General features: G+C 58.5%; 12 protein-coding genes. 6 read left to right on the top strand and 6 right to left on the bottom strand.

Going from position 1 to position 15,667, the window contains the following annotated elements; genetic code table 11:
• Positions 1–80 precede the first annotated feature (80 nt).
• From recC to yfiB, 6 genes are all read left to right on the top strand, one after another.
• Complete coding sequence (recC, locus tag ACA073_RS03485) at positions 81–3,533, top strand: exodeoxyribonuclease V subunit gamma (protein ID WP_497401669.1); 3,453 nt, start codon at positions 81–83, stop codon at positions 3,531–3,533.
• The gene (recB, locus tag ACA073_RS03490; RefSeq protein WP_497401670.1) at positions 3,530–7,222 is read left to right on the top strand and encodes an exodeoxyribonuclease V subunit beta; all 3,693 of its coding nucleotides are present in this window, start codon (positions 3,530–3,532) and stop codon (positions 7,220–7,222) included. Before recC ends, recB begins: the two co-directional genes overlap by 4 nt.
• Positions 7,219–9,327, top strand: coding sequence for an exodeoxyribonuclease V subunit alpha (gene recD / locus ACA073_RS03495; protein WP_497401671.1), 2,109 nt, complete (start codon positions 7,219–7,221; stop codon positions 9,325–9,327). The genes recB and recD overlap by 4 nt, the downstream gene beginning before the upstream one ends.
• Positions 9,328–9,444: 117 nt before the next feature.
• Positions 9,445–10,020 carry a regulatory sequestration protein YfiR gene (gene yfiR, locus ACA073_RS03500; RefSeq protein ID WP_497401673.1) on the top strand — a complete coding sequence of 192 codons (576 nt, stop codon included), beginning with the start codon at positions 9,445–9,447 and terminating at the stop codon, positions 10,018–10,020.
• Positions 10,017–11,285, top strand: coding sequence for a diguanylate cyclase DgcN/YfiN (gene dgcN, locus ACA073_RS03505; protein WP_497401675.1), 1,269 nt, complete (start codon positions 10,017–10,019; stop codon positions 11,283–11,285). Before yfiR ends, dgcN begins: the two co-directional genes overlap by 4 nt.
• Positions 11,285–11,785, top strand: coding sequence for an outer membrane lipoprotein YfiB (gene yfiB, locus ACA073_RS03510; RefSeq protein WP_497401677.1), 501 nt, complete (start codon positions 11,285–11,287; stop codon positions 11,783–11,785). Before dgcN ends, yfiB begins: the two co-directional genes overlap by 1 nt.
• 97 nt (positions 11,786–11,882) lie before the next feature.
• Here yfiB and ACA073_RS03515 read toward each other — a convergent pair whose 3' ends face one another.
• The 6 genes from ACA073_RS03515 to ACA073_RS03540 all read right to left on the bottom strand — a co-directional run bounded on the left by ACA073_RS03515 (position 11,883) and on the right by ACA073_RS03540 (position 15,647).
• A complete protein-coding gene (locus tag ACA073_RS03515) occupies positions 11,883–12,359 on the bottom strand; it encodes a bacteriocin immunity protein (RefSeq protein ID WP_497401679.1) in 477 nt (158 codons plus the stop codon).
• Between the two features lie 10 nt (positions 12,360–12,369).
• Entirely contained in the window at positions 12,370–12,654 is a 285-nt protein-coding gene (locus tag ACA073_RS03520) for a bacteriocin immunity protein (protein WP_497401681.1), read from the bottom strand.
• A 7-nt stretch (positions 12,655–12,661) separates the two neighbouring features.
• Positions 12,662–12,751, bottom strand: a complete 90-nt coding sequence (locus tag ACA073_RS03525) for a pyocin-S2/colicin E7-DNase domain-containing protein (RefSeq protein WP_497403974.1) — start codon at positions 12,749–12,751, stop codon at positions 12,662–12,664.
• 53 nt (positions 12,752–12,804) lie between these two features.
• Complete coding sequence (locus ACA073_RS03530) at positions 12,805–13,161, bottom strand: DUF6572 domain-containing protein (RefSeq protein WP_497401682.1); 357 nt, start codon at positions 13,159–13,161, stop codon at positions 12,805–12,807.
• Between the two features lie 9 nt (positions 13,162–13,170).
• Positions 13,171–14,421 carry an S-type pyocin domain-containing protein gene (locus ACA073_RS03535; RefSeq protein ID WP_497401683.1) on the bottom strand — a complete coding sequence of 417 codons (1,251 nt, stop codon included), beginning with the start codon at positions 14,419–14,421 and terminating at the stop codon, positions 13,171–13,173.
• A 278-nt stretch (positions 14,422–14,699) separates the two neighbouring features.
• The gene (locus tag ACA073_RS03540; RefSeq protein ID WP_461981602.1) at positions 14,700–15,647 is read right to left on the bottom strand and encodes a LysR family transcriptional regulator; all 948 of its coding nucleotides are present in this window, start codon (positions 15,645–15,647) and stop codon (positions 14,700–14,702) included.
• Positions 15,648–15,667 lie beyond the last annotated feature (20 nt).

The following is a 15,667-nucleotide window of genomic DNA, read 5'->3' on the forward strand; positions in this document are numbered from 1 at the left end:
CGGACGGCTTCCGGCTGTCACAGTCTCCCGACAATGCTAAGGTTCGGCCCTAGCTTTTGTATTTTTCCAAGGAAGCCTTTATGCCGGACGCGACGTCCCTCAGTGCTGGTTTTATGGTGGTCCACGGCAACCGCCTGGACGAGTTGCGCAACCTGGTGGTCGGCTGGATGCGGCGCTATCCGCTGGCACCCTTGGAAAATGAAATCGCTTTGGTACAGAGCAATGGCATCGCCCAGTGGTTGAAACTGGCACTGGCTGAGGATCCGAAAGAGGATGACATGGGCGGCTGCGGTATCGCCGCAGCGATCGATGTGCAGTTACCGGGCAGCTTCATGTGGCAGCTCTATCGCAGAGTCCTTGGACGAGATGAGATCCCGGTCAAATCCCTGCTCGATAAAGCCCCGCTGACCTGGCGCCTCATGCGCCTGCTTCCGCAGTTGATCGATCAGCCACACTTCGAGCCTCTGCAACGTTTCCTTACCCATGACACCGATTTGCGCAAACGCTATCAATTGGCCGAGCGACTGGCTGACCTGTTTGACCAATATCAGGTGTACCGAGCCGACTGGCTCGAAGACTGGGCAGAAGGTCGTCATCAATTACGCAACGGTCGGGGTGAAGCGAAAGCCCTGACCCCGGCCAACTGCTGGCAGGCAGAATTGTGGCGTGCACTGTTGCTGGATGTCGGTGAACAAGGCATGGCGCAAAGCCGTGCCGGCGTCCATCAACGATTTATCGAGCGTATCAATAGCCTCGACATTGCGCCTGATGGGCTTCCTTCACGAGTGATCGTTTTCGGTATTTCTTCACTTCCCGCTCAGGCTCTGGAAGCGCTTGCCGGGCTGGCCCGTTTCAGTCAGGTTTTACTGTGCGTTCATAACCCATGTCGCCACCATTGGGCGGACATCGTCGCCGATAAAGACCTGCTACGGCATCAATACAAACGTCAGGCTCGCAAGAGCGGTATGCCGGTTGTTCTGGATCCGCAAACCCTGCATCAGCATGCACATCCCCTGTTGGCTGCGTGGGGCAAGCAGGGGCGGGACTACATCAACCTGCTCGATAGCTACGACGATCCCAACAGTTATCGTTCGGCGTTTCGTGACGGGCGAATCGACCTGTTCAGTGACAGCCAGCCACTGAACATGCTCAATCAATTGCAGGACGACATTCTTGAATTACGTCCTCTGAATGAAACGCGTGAGCGCTGGTCGGCAGTTGATCTGAAAGCGGATCAATCAATCCGTTTTCACATCGCCCATAGCGCCCAGCGCGAGGTGGAGATCCTTCACGATCAGTTGCTCGCCCGCTTCAGTGCAAATCCCGATTTAAGGCCTCGCGACGTCATCGTGATGGTCCCGGATATCGACAGCTACGCGCCGCATATTCGTGCGGTATTTGGGCAGCTCGAGCGCAATGACCCGCGCTTCATTCCCTTCACGCTCGCGGACCAGGGGCAACGTGGCCGTGATCCGCTGCTGATCGCTGTCGAACATCTGCTCAAACTGCCCGACAGCCGATTCCCTGTCAGTGAGATCCTCGACCTGCTGGATGTTCCGGCCCTGCGCGCTCGCTTTGGTGTGGAGGAGCGAGACCTGCCCACCCTGCATCGCTGGATCGAAGGCGCCGGCATCCGTTGGGGCATGAACGCCGGGCAACGAGCGGGTTTGGGCTTGCCTCAGGAACTGGAACAAAACAGTTGGCGTTTCGGACTGCGACGGATGTTGCTCGGCTATGTCGTAGGAAGCGGCAGTGCCTGCGAAGGCATCGAGCCCTACGATGAGATCGGTGGTCTCGATGCCGCACTCATCGGTCCTCTGGTTGCGCTGCTGGACGCGCTGGAGATTGCCCATCAGGAACTCTCTCAACCGGCGCCGCCCAAGCAATGGGGTATGCGGTTGCAGGCGCTGGTGCAGTTGTTTTTCCAGGCCAGTAATGAACATGACGACTACCTGCTGGCCCAGCTTGAAGAGTTGCGAGAAACCTGGCTTGAGACCTGTGAGTCCGTCGGTTTGCACGACCAACTACCGTTGACTGTCGTTCGCGAAGCCTGGCTCGCCGGCCTCGATCAAGGTCGCTTGTCCCAGCGCTTTCTCGCCGGCGCAGTTAATTTCTGCACATTGATGCCGATGCGCGCGATCCCCTTCAAACTGGTCTGTCTGCTCGGCATGAATGACGGCGATTACCCGCGCGCGCAACCGCCCTTGGACTTCGACCTCATGGGCAGCGATTACCGACCGGGTGACCGCTCGCGCCGCGAAGATGACCGCTATCTGCTGTTGGAAGCGCTGCTGTCGGCATGTGACCAGCTCTATATCAGTTGGGTCGGTCGTAGCATTCGTGACAACAGCGAGCGCCCCGCATCCGTATTGATCGGCCAGTTGCGTGACCATCTGGCCAGCGGCTGGCGATTGCACAATGCCGATGAAGATCTGCTTGAGGCCATGACTCAGGAGCATCCGTTGCAACCGTTCAGCGCCCGTTATTTCCATGAAGGCGATGAATTGTTCAGCTTCGCCAACGAATGGCAGGTGCTTCATCAAGCTGTTGAGCCAGCAACCGATAACAACATCCTGGACCCTTACGTTCAGGAAGAGCCGCTGAGCCTCGGTCAGTTGCAGGATTTCCTGCGCAATCCTGTGCGACATTTCTTCAGTCAGCGGCTGAAGGTGTTCTTCGAAGCCGCTGAAGTGCCGCTGGCCGATGAGGAACCTTTTGTGCTCGATGCACTGCAACGCTATAGCCTCAGCGACAGTTTGCTCGGCGCCGCGTTGGGACAGCTTGAACACGCGGATGAGGTATTGGAAGCACAGGCCAAACGCCTGCAAAACAGCGGGCTACTGCCCATGGCCGGTTTCGGCGAATGCCTGCAACGAGAGTTGATCGAACCGTTACCGGATCTGCTGCAACGCTATCAACAGCTTCTGGCGTTATGGCCCACGCCACTCACCAGCGCTCTGCCGGTCAACCTCGAGCTTCAAGGCCTGCGTCTGGAAGGATGGCTCAGCAGTCTGCACCAACGTTCAGACGGTGGTTTGCTGTCGATCACCACGATTCCAAACAGCATCGGCTCGATCAAGTCTCGCAAATGGCATCGCCTCACTCGGCCATGGGTCAATCATCTGGTTGCCTGCGCCAGTGGCATGGCGATGACCACTGCGTTGGTGGCCAGTGACGACAGTCTGTTACTGGGTCCGATTGAAAAAGATACCGCATCCCGAATCCTGGGCGACCTGTTGATGGCCTGGCAATCGGGCATGCGCCAGCCTCTGCCCATCGCAGTGAAAACAGCGTTTGCCTGGCTCGCTCAGACAGATCCGGCCAAAGCCGATGCCGCTGCGCGCAAAGCCTACGAAGGCGACGGCATCACCACGGATGGCGAGCGCCGGGAGAGTCCCGCACTTGCCCGGCAGTTCACCGACTACGACGCACTGGTGGCCGACGAAACCTTCCCCGATTGGTGCAACGCTTTGTACAAACCGATGCTTGAAGCGCCGTGGCGCTCATTGACCAGCGAGGAGGCGCGCTCATGACCGCGAAAACACCGCTGGCCCTGGCATTCCCGCTACGCGGCAGTCAACTGATCGAAGCCAGTGCCGGGACCGGGAAGACCTTCACTATTTCCGCGCTGTATCTGCGCCTGGTCCTCGGCCACGGTGGCGAATCGAGCGGATTCGGGCGTGAATTGTTACCGCCACAAATCCTCGTCGTGACCTTCACTGACGCTGCGACCAAAGAGCTGCGCGAACGCATTCGAACGCGCCTGGCAGAAGCTGCGCGGTTTTTCCGCGACGAAACACCGCCGCCGGATGCCCTGATCGCGGAGTTGCGTGATCAGTACCTTCCGGAGCAGTGGCCCGGATGCGCGAACCGTCTGGACATCGCCGCTCAGTGGATGGACGAAGCGGCTGTCTCGACCATCCACAGTTGGTGTCAGCGGATGTTGCGCGAACACGCATTCGACAGTGGCAGCCTCTTTACCCAGACCCTGGAAACCGATCACAGCGATTTGCTCGGCGAAGTCCTGCGCGATTACTGGCGATTGTTCTGCTACCCGATGCAAGGCGATGCGCTGAGCTGGGTGCGCGGTAATTGGGGCGGTCCGGCGGCCCTGTTGCCACGAGTCCGTGGATTGTTCGCCAGTGAACGCAACAGCGTTGAAGGCAAAGAACCTGCCGAGCTGATCGTCGAATGCCTGCAAGAGCGACGGGCAGCCTTGATCGAGCTCAAAATGCCCTGGCGTCAGTGGGCAGACGAGTTGCTTGCCATCTGTCACGAGGGTGTTGCGAGCAAAAGCGTCGATGGGCGCAAGATGCAGGCGCGCTACTTTGAGCCCTGGTTCGAAAAGTTAAAGGCCTGGGCCGAAGACGAATTGCTTGAGCAGTTGGATATTGGCACCGGCTTCACCCGCCTGACCCCCGATGGCATGGCTGAAGCGTGGAAAAAAGGCGAAGTCCCCAACCATCCGGGACTGGACGCCATGCCCGGCCTCAAGGTCAGTCTCGATGGATTGCCGACTCCCGATGCCGCCGTTCTGCAACACGCCGCTCAGTGGGTGGGGGCACGGTTCGAGGCAGAAAAACGTCGTCGCGCGGAAATGGGTTTCGATGACATGTTGTTGCGCCTCGATGCCGCGTTGCAATCCGAAGGTGGCGAACGCCTGGCGACCTTGATCCGCGAACAGTTTCCGGTGGCGTTGATCGACGAGTTCCAGGACACCGACCCGGTGCAGTACCGGATCTTCGAAAGCATCTATCGCATCGAAGACAACAACCCTGAATGCGGCCTGTTCCTGATCGGCGATCCAAAGCAGGCGATCTATGCCTTCCGTGGTGCCGATATCTATACCTACCTGCGCGCCCGCCAAGCCACCGCTGGCCGACTGCATACACTGGGCACCAACTTCCGTTCCAGCCATGGCATGGTCGGTGCGGTAAACCATGTATTTGCGCGCGCCGAATCGCGCGAGGCCGGGCGGGGCGCGTTCCTGTTTCGCGAAAAAAATGGCGAAAATCCCGTGCCGTTTCTGCCGGTCGCCTCTCAGGGACGCAAAGAAGTTCTGAGTATCGAAGGGCAGGTTGTGCCTGCGCTGAACATCTGGCACCTGTCCGCCGATCAACCGTTATCCGGTGCGGTTTACCGACAGCAACTGGCCGCCGCGTGCGCCAGTGAAATCACCGCGTTGCTTAACGGTGGGCAGCAAGGCAAGGCGGGTTTAATCCAGAACGGCAAGGACTTCAGGGGCCTGTTGCCGGCGGATATCGCGATTCTGGTGCGCGACGGCAAGGAAGCTCAGGCCGTACGCGCCGAACTCTCCGCCCGTGGTGTGCGCAGCGTTTATCTGTCGGACAAGGACTCGGTGTTCGCCGCCCAGGAAGCTCACGATCTGCTGACCTGGCTCAAGGCCTGCGCCGAGCCGGATGTCGAGCGACCGTTGCGGGCAGCATTAGCGAGCATCACCTTGAACCTGTCGCTGGCAGAACTTGAGCGCTTGAATCAGGACGAGTTGGCCTGGGAAGCGAGGGTCATGCAGTTCCGAGGTTATCGCGAACTCTGGCGCAAGCAAGGCGTGCTGCCCATGCTGCGACGCTTGCTGCATGACTTCCAGCTGCCTCAGGCATTGATTGCGCGCAACGACGGCGAGCGGGTGCTGACCAACCTGCTGCACCTGTCCGAGCTGCTGCAACAGGCGGCCGCTGAACTTGATGGTGAGCAAGCATTGATCCGGCATTTGTCCGAACATCTGGCGCTGTCCGGTCAGGCGGGTGAGGAACAGATCCTGCGTCTAGAGAGTGACGAGCAACTGGTCAAGGTCGTGACCATTCACAAGTCCAAGGGGCTTGAGTATCCCTTGGTGTTTCTGCCGTTCGTTTGTTCGGCGAAACCGGTGGACGGCAGTCGTTTGCCGCTGCATTACCACGACGAAACCGGCAACGCTCAGGTGACCCTGAAGCCAACGCCCGAGTTGATCGCGCTGGCGGATGATGAACGGCTGGCCGAGGACCTGCGTTTACTTTATGTGGCGCTGACCCGGGCCCAACACGCCTGCTGGCTCGGCGTCACTGACCTCAAGCGCGGTAATAACAACAGCTCGGTGTTGCACCTTTCTGCGTTGGGTTATCTGTTGGGCGGCGGTGCTCCATTAGCGGAGTCGCAAGGTTTGAAGCGCTGGCTGGAAGACCTGCAGCAGGATTGTCCCGCGCTGAATTACAGCGAGATGCCTGAAAAAACCGACGAGCATTACCATCCACCGCAGAACGATGCGACATTGCTCGCTCCGTTGATCCCCACGCGCAAGGCCAGCGAAAACTGGTGGATTGCCTCCTATAGTGCCCTGCGCATCGGCGACAACCTGAGCGTGGGCAGTGATGAAGCACCGGAAAACCCGCAGGCGCAAAAGCTGTTCGACGACGAGCGCCTCGACCCCGAAGCGCCGCGCGAAGTGGTCGCCGGCGGTGCCGATATCCATCGATTTCCTCGCGGTCCTAATCCCGGCACCTTTCTCCACGGTTTGCTTGAGTGGGCCGGTGACGAAGGTTTTGCCGCCACGCCGCAAGCCGTGGAAGACGCGATTGCCCGTCGCTGCAATCGCCGTGGCTGGGAAGGCTGGATCACCACGCTGAGCGATTGGCTGCAGCATCTGCTCAAGTCCCCGCTGCACATCGGCGCCGGACAGACGCCCGTGATCTTCGGGCAACTGAAACAATACCGTGTCGAGATGGAGTTCTGGTTCGCCAGCCATAAGGTCGATGTGCTTAAGCTCGATGAACTGGTCCGCCAATACACCCACAACGGCGTTGCCCGTGTCGCGGCCGAACCGGTGCTGCTCAATGGCATGTTCAAGGGCTTCATCGACCTGACGTTCGAGCACGATGGTCGCTATTACGTCGCCGATTACAAATCCAACTGGCTGGGCGTCGATGACATGGCCTACACCGAGCAGGCCATGGAACAGTCAATTCTGGACAATCGTTACGACCTGCAATACGTGCTGTACCTGTTGGCCCTGCATCGTCAGCTCAAGGCGCGGCTTGCCGATTACGATTACGACCGGCATGTCGGGGGGGCGTTGTATCTGTTCCTGCGCGGTACGCGAGCGTCCAGTCAGGGCGTGTATTTTGCCCGTCCGCCAAGAGCGCTGATTGAGCGTCTGGACCGGCTATTCCAGGGCAAACCGGAACCCAAGGCTGAACCGGTCTGGGAACAGGGAGTATTGCTATGAGCCGCACCTTCGCCGATTTGTTGCCCACCCCGTTGGCAGACGAAAGCCTGGCGAGTCTGGCGCCGTTGAGTCGTGCCGATGATTTGCTGCTGTTGCTCACGCGCTGGGTCGAGCGCGGCTGGTTGCGAGCGCTGGACAAAGCCTTCGTTGCCTTTTTGCACGAGCTTGCTCCCGACGATGATCCACTGGTTCTGCTGGCGGCAGCCTTGACCAGCCATCAACTGGGTCACGGTCACGTCTGCCTGGATCTGTTCGAGACGCTCAAGGAACCGGACTTCGCCCTGTCGTTGCCCCCGGAAGGCGATCTGCAAAGTGGCGCGATGCTGCTGCCTTCGCAATTGCTTGAGACGCTGGACGGCGCCCACTGGTGCAAAGTCCTGGCCTCCAGCAGTCTGGTTGCATTGGCGGTCGATAGCAGCGAAACGGCGCAGCAAAGGCCGTTGGTGTTATCGGGAAAACGCCTGTACCTGCGCCGTTATTGGGCGTACGAGCGACGTATCGATAACGCGCTGCGCCTGCGTCTGGCGGAACACGAATCCACACCGAATGACTTGCCCCAACGCCTCACTGGTCTGTTCGGTTCGGCCAGGCCCGGCGAGGTGATCGACTGGCAGAAGCTCGCATGTGCCTTGGCAACCCGTAGCGCGTTCAGCATCGTCACCGGCGGTCCCGGGACCGGCAAGACCACCACGGTCGTGCGCTTGCTGGCGTTGTTGCAGGCGCCGGCGGTGGAGGCTGGCAAACCGCTGCGCATCCGCCTCGCCGCTCCCACCGGTAAAGCGGCCGCACGGCTGACGGAGTCCATCAGCCAGCAAGTCCGGACACTTGAAGTCGCTGAGGCCGTGCGAGAAAAAATTCCGTCAGACGTCACCACCGTGCACCGTCTGCTCGGCAGCCGTCCCGGTACTCGACACTTTCGGCACCACGCCGGTAATCGCTTGCCGCTGGATGTCCTGGTGGTCGACGAAGCCTCGATGATCGACCTGGAGATGATGGCCAATCTGCTCGACGCGATGCCGACCCATGCCCGACTAGTGCTGCTCGGTGACAAGGATCAACTGGCATCGGTGGAAGCCGGCGCCGTGCTGGGCGATTTGTGCCGCGACGCCGAGGCGGGTTGGTACAGCCCGCAGACGCGCCAGTGGCTGGAAACGGTCAGTGGTGAAAGCCTCGATACCAGCGGTTTGCAGGAAGACACCCACGGCACTCATCCGCTGGCCCAGCAGGTTGTGATGCTGCGGCACTCGCGCCGGTTCGGCGAAGGCAGCGGCATTGGCCAACTGGCTCGCTGGGTCAACCAGCAACAACCGGAAGAAGCTCGCAAGTTATTGGCGGCTCGAAGCCACGACGATGTGTTTTCCCTGCCTCTCAAGGGTGAGCACGACAGGGCGCTGGAACGCTTGTTGCTCGAAGGCCATGGCGACGGGCCGCAAGGGTATCGGCATTACCTGACACTGCTGCGCCAGTTGCGGCCACCACTCGACAGCACACTCGATGATCCGCGCTGGACCGATTGGGCACGCGACGTGCTGCAAGCCTTCGATTCCTTCCAGTTACTGTGCGCCGTGCGCAAGGGACCATGGGGAGTGGAAGGCCTGAATCAGCGAGTGACCGATGCGCTGCTCAAGGCTCGACTGATCGACAGCAATCAGCAGTGGTACGAAGGTCGGCCGGTGCTGATGACCCGCAACGACTATGGACTGGGCTTGATGAACGGCGACATCGGCATTGCGCTCAGGCTGCCGGAGCGCGAGGGTCCCGAGGCTGGGCGCCACGTGCTGCGCGTGGCCTTCCCGCGTAACGACGGTCAGGGCGGTGTGCGCTTTGTCCTGCCGAGCAGGCTGAATGATGTCGAAACGGTGTACGCCATGACCGTGCACAAGTCCCAGGGCTCCGAGTTCGCCCACACGGCGCTGATTTTGCCGGACGCCCTGAACCCGGTTCTGACCAAAGAGCTGATCTACACCGGCATTACCCGCGCCAAGCACTGGTTCACTTTGATCGAACCTCGTACCGGCGTGTTTGAAGAGGCGGCGCGACGCAAGGTCAAACGCTTGAGCGGGTTGATGCTGGAGTTGGAAGAGGCTGTGCCATCGCGGGATTAAAGGGAGCAGCGACGGGACGGAAACTGTCCGAAGTGCCCTCTTGCGCGGCCTCGCGGGCGTTTCGGCGCTATGCTATCGTTGCGGCATCATCCTGTTACGATCGACGAGAATCCCTGCATGAAGGTGGCTGTCCGGACGACAGAGCGCATTGTTGTCTGCAAGCGGATCATGCTGGCAGGCATTCTCTGTTTGCTCAGTGGCCTCGTTTTCGCGCAAGCGCAAACGCCACCCGGCATGGCCGATCAACGCGCCAAAACCGTCACGCAGGTTGTACTCGGCATACTCAGTTATGCCCGCTGGCCTGTTGAACCGGCAGAACTGCGACTGTGCATAGTGGGCCCCACCGAATACACCGACGATCTGGTCAAAGGCACAACCCAGGCCACCGGCCGTCCTGTTACCGTGCGCCGGTTGCTGGCCGACAACCCATCCATTGTCGGTGAGTGCGACGCGGTGTACATCGGCAAACTGACCAGCGAAGAACGCAGCCGACTATTTGCTTCGCTGGCGGGGCGTCCGGTGCTGAGCATCAGCGAAAGCGACGACCAATGCACCGTCGGCAGCCTGTTCTGCCTGCGGGTCAGCGATGAGCAGGTGTCCTTTGAGGTCAACCTCGATTCCGTTGCCCGCAGCGGCGTGAAAATTCACCCCAGCGTACTGCAACTGTCCCGCCGCAAGCCGGCGGCACCATGAAGGTATTCAAACCGGATAGCCGTCCGACCTTGCGTTTGGTCATCGGACGCGGTCATTTGATCGTCGCGTTGGTGGGCGTGGCCATGGCCAGTGTCTCGCTGACGCTGCTCGGCGTGCTGGCTTTGCGGGTCTATGCCGACCACAACCTGCACCTGATTGCACGCTCCATCAACTACACCGTGGAAGCAGCGGTGGTGTTCAACGACAAGGCGGCCGCCACCGAAGCGCTGGCATTGATTGCGTCCACCGAAGAAGTGGCCGATGCCCAGGTGCTGGACGAGCAAGGCAAGTTGTTGGCGCGTTGGCAGCGGCTGGAAACCGGATTGTTCTCGGACCTCGAAATGCAGATGGCCAAGGCGATTCTGGAAAAACCGATCAGCATGCCGATTGTCCATGAGGGCCAGGAAATCGGCAGCATCCAGCTCATTGGTCACGGTGGCAGCCTGATGCGGTTTTTGCTCAGTGGCCTGGTGGGTATCGTTCTGTGCACCGCTGTCAGTGCCTGGGTGGCCATATATCTCGCGCGCCGACAACTTCGCGGGATCACCGGCCCCCTGCGCAGACTGGCCTCCGTGGCTCACGCCGCACGCAGCGAGCGGACGTTCGATCGGCGAGTGCCACCGGCGGCGATTGCCGAGCTCGACAATCTGGGCAACGACTTCAATGCCCTGCTCGATGAACTCGAAACCTGGCAGACCCACCTGCGAAACGAAAACGAAATCCTGGCTCACAAGGCCAGCCATGACAGCCTCACCGGCTTGCCGAACCGAGCGTTTTTCGAAGGCCGGTTGATCCGTTCACTGCGCAACGCCAACAAGCTCAACGAACGCGTGGCAGTGCTGTTTCTCGACAGTGACCGGTTCAAGGACATCAACGATAACTTCGGTCACGCCGCCGGCGATGCGGTGCTGGTGGCAGTGGCCAATCGGGTTCGCGCGCAGTTGCGCGATGAAGATCTGGTGGCGCGTCTGGGGGGCGACGAATTTGCCATCCTGCTGACACCGTTGCACAAGACCGAAGACGCCGAGCGGATCGCCGAAAAAATCCTGGCGAGCATGGAAATGCCGATCCCGTTGCCGGGGACTTGCCAGGTGTTGACTTCTCTCAGTATCGGCATTGCCGTGTACCCCGATCATGGGGTGACACCGGGGACGCTGCTCAACGCGGCCGATGCGGCGATGTACCAAGCCAAGCGCTTCGCCAGAGGGGCACAGCACACGTCAGGGTCGGAGCACCCTGTCGCCGATGTTCAAACCAGGAGCTAATGTCCGTGTTCTCACTCCCCCTGCGATTTTTCACGATCACCCTGTTCATGGCGGTGCTGGCATTAACCGGTTGCCAGACGGCGCCGCAAAAAGGCCTGACCCCGGCGCAGGTCGCCGTGCTCAAACAACAAGGTTTCGAGTTGACCGACGAGGGCTGGGCATTTGGCCTGTCCGGCAAAGTGTTGTTTGGCAGTGACGTTGAAAGTCTGAATCCACAGAGCACCGAGATCGTCGAGCGCATTGGCAAGGCGTTGCTGGGCGTCGGGATCGAGCGGGTGCGGGTTGATGGTCACACCGACGCGTCGGGCAAAGAACCGTATAACGGACAGCTGTCCCTGCGCCGTGCGAAAAGCGTCGGCAATGTGCTGAGCGCGGTTGGCATGCAAGAACAAAACATCCAGCTACGCGGCCTCGGCAGCAGTCAGCCCGTTACCTCCAACGACACCGCAGCCGGCCGAACCGAGAACCTCCGGGTGTCGATTGTGGTCAGCGCCGGTTAATCGGCGAACACCATGTCCCGCCGCCACCCATCTACAACCCCTGATTTTGCGCAGTCACCGTGGGGGATGACAGCCCTTCGGTGTGGGCGGGCCATTGCTACAGCAAAACATCTCTATCATTCAACGCAATTTCTATCACCTGCTCTGGCGATAGTCTCTGCGAATAATTCACATCGTTGAAGTATTCGTCTGGCCAAAAAATCAAATCGGATACGCGTTCATTGGGTATGTTGATTGCCAGCATATTCAACCAAAAATCGATGTCATGCTCAGCCCCATCACACTCCATTACCCTTCGGGCCAACTCTATTAGCTCACGTTTCGTTATATCTTCCACGCGCCTTTCATACGGTGTTGCTAAGATCTTGCGAACCCACGTGTCATGGTCTTGGCCTCCATAAATGCCCTGAAAGTCAATGAACTCAAGCTCAGTCATGGCTTCTTGATTGAACGCGGCCAACTGCTCCCGAGTTTGTTCGGGATGTCCGCAATCAATTTCTTCAGCAAATTTCGTCAGCCGAGTGACTATAGATTCGTCTATTACGGGCGGCATTAAAACAGGGCGAAGGTCCATATGTTTTCTCTTAGTCCATTCGTTGATGTTTGAACCCCGGCAAGCCTTGAGCAGCACGCCATTCCTTTACAGTCTGCGTTACGCCCTCAGGGGAGTTATCTGCTCCCGGCTCTGGGTAGTAGATCAGGTCTGACCCTAATGGGTGCTCGCTTACCTTCTCGAAGTGCAACAAAAGCAAGTCTGCACGAACATCGTTTTCGGCTTCTTCGTCTTCCTGGGCGAGTTCTTCCAGTAGTTCGATAAACTCAGTCTCGGTGTACTCTGAGAAGCTGTTTTTCAGCAGTGTGTCTGTCATGTTTGGGCTACTCGTTTCGGTGAAGATCGATGTGGTTTTTAGGTGTGTTTATTCGCAGGTTATCCACGTCGTACACGCCACCGCCTTCTGACACCATCAAAGTTGCTCATCTCTCGCGGCGCGGGTATGGGTTTTTGGGTTATTTATCCGTCACATGTTCCGAATGTCCTGGTCAGCTTTAAGCACGAACTCAATTCCAATACCCACTTCCTTTAGTGTCTGTGCAACGCGGTCAACGAATAACTCCGCTTGTTCTGGCAGTTCGTACAGACCGTTAATGCGGATGATGGGCAGCTTGCCTTTGGATGGCGGGTAGCTCTCCAGTATCTCGCCGCTTTCGATGAAGGCAATGTAGGTATTGATTTTCTCTTGCAGCAATAGCAGATGTTCACCCTGCTGGGCCTTGTCGCCCCATTTGAGATGGTCAGTGATAACCAGAATTACGTTTTTAGATTCCCACTCTGGTACTGCGATAATATCGACGACTTTCGTTTCTACGATGGACATGTCAGCTCCTCAGAGCGTTGGATCAGGTCGAAGGATTTCGACTCTGGTGGCGGGAATCTTGGTGCCTCCGGGGAACCCGGGTTTACCTTTACCCACGACCGTTGCACCAGTTTGCTCAATTTCGGGGAAGGCTGCTTTCTGATTTTTGGTCAGTGGTGCGGTTTCAGAAGACTTGCATTCAACACATGAAATATTCCCGCCAGCGTCACGCCCTATCATATCAACGCGCGTCCGAACACCACTGTCAGTCTTAACCGTGACCTCGCGGACGGCTTCGGGTCTGGTCTCGCTGTATTCGCCGTAAGACTTGTCTTCGAATGCCTTGCCCTGCTTCTTGTTGTTCTCCAACTGCGTACTGAGCACAATGTAGATCGGCTGAATACCCGAGTCAGGAAACCAGATAATTGCATCTTGGAACTCTGGAGGATGCGCGGGATTCGCCAGCAATGTTTCTGATTGTGCTGTCGGCGGATACACCCACACAGACGATAGTTTCGGGGCACTTTCCAGTGCAGGAATACCCAATACACCATCAGGGCTTGCCGCTGGCGTCCAAGTGAGGCCAATTCCGTTACCAACGTCAGCAACGTATTTCTCACCGTCTATCTCGCCTCTTATAACCGGGACGTTTTCCCATTCCGATTTGCCGCCCGTGTAGAAGCCGTAAGCGTTAACGGAGCCATCTGGTAAAGTCTTCACGTTGACGCGTACACGGGTGCGTCCAGTCTTAAGCGTTGCGTATTGGTCGTTCTTGTAGAAGGCGCTGTCAGGCGAAATACTTGTATTCGGTATGAGCATTCCTACCGTGCCCATCAGAAAGCCAGCACCAACAACGCTTGATCCTTCCAGCAGACCCAGTGACAACGATCCGCCAAGACGTTGAGCAATCGCACTGCCAGTAGCAGACCCGCCCACCAGTTGCAGTGGGGTGCCTTTGGTAATCGCTGCCCCTGTTCCAAGCACTGCCCACAGTCCGTAATCCGCCAGTTTCTCGACAGGCACAAAACCGGATGGGCTGCTGTGATTGATTATGCCGTCAGGGAGGTTACTGCTCTTGGCAAAGACGCATCCGGGTAGGCTGACTTCTTCCCGCTTCTTGATAGCGCCCCTACGTGCGTCAGCTTCCCGCTCGTTCCGTTCGTTCGCCGCCACTGTTCGGTCCCAAGCCGCCTGTGCTGCCTCTGTCGCCTCGGCATGCAACCTATTGCTATCTTGCCCATTTACCCCCAGATAACTTGGGAAAAGGTTTTCAACCGGCATAACACCCCCTGTAAAAACTGACTCGATCCCTGTTTGGCCATTTAAGTGCGACAGGACGCTATCCCATGCTGGTTTGGCATGTCTGTAGGACGGTCTGTAGGACAGTTCTCAAATGCCATGCTGAATGTTCATTTGTTGGGGGCTAACATTTGCCCATTCAGTGGCGGTGTCGGTCTGAAAGTAGGTGTTACAAGTGGGGTATCAAGCACTGGTACAAACTATTGGTAAAGGCCTGCTGACCTCGTTAGAGTTCCGCTATCTGATTCCTTGAAGAACAGTCAGTCGGCAAACAGCATGTCCCGACGTTCACCCATCAACAGACCCTGATTCTGCTCAGTGACCGCACGGATGTAATCCCACAACAGGGTGATCCGCTTGAGCTTCCTCAGGTCCTCCCGGCAGTACATCCAGAACTGCCGCGTAATGTTGATCTCTTCCGGCAACACCGGCAGCAAACGCGGATCCTGCGCGGCGAGGAAGCACGGCAGAATCGCCAGCGACCGGCCTTGCTGCGCTGCCACGAATTGCGCGATCACGCTGGTGCTGCGTAGATTGGCACTGGCGCCGGGCAGCACGTTTGCCAGGTACAACAGCTCCGAACTGAATGCCAGGTCGTCGACATAACTGATGAATGAATGCTTGCCCAGGTCTGCCGGGCGGCGGATCGGTGGGTGTTTGTCCAGATAGTCCTGGGTCGCGTATAGCTGCAATTTGTAGTCGCAGAGTTTGCAGCAGACGTACGGGCCATGCTCCGGACGCTCGAGCGCAATGACGATGTCCGCCTCGCGCTTGGACAGGCTGATGAAGTGCGGCAGTGGCAGGATGTCCACCGAGATCGCCGGGTAGGCATCGACGAAATGGCTCAGTTGCGGGGTGATGAAAAAGCTGCCGAATCCTTCCGTGCAGCCCATGCGTACGTGCCCGGACAGCGCCACGCCGGAACCTGAAACCTGCTCGCAGGCCATGTGCAGCGTGCTTTCGATCGATTCGGCGTAACCGAGCAATCGCTGACCTTCGGCGGTCAGGACGAAACCGCTGGTCCGGGATTTCTCGAACAGCAATGTGCCCAGTGCCGCTTCCAGCGAACTGATGCGTCGCGACACGGTGGTGTAATCCACTGCCAGGCGCTTGGCGGCGGTGCTGGCCTTGCGGGTGCGGGCGACTTCGAGGAAAAACTTGAGGTCATCCCAGTTCAGCGAACCTAAGGATGTGATGTTTTTTTGCATGATGGACCGGCTTTTATGTG

Source organism: Pseudomonas sp. LBUM1670, assembly GCF_059695695.1.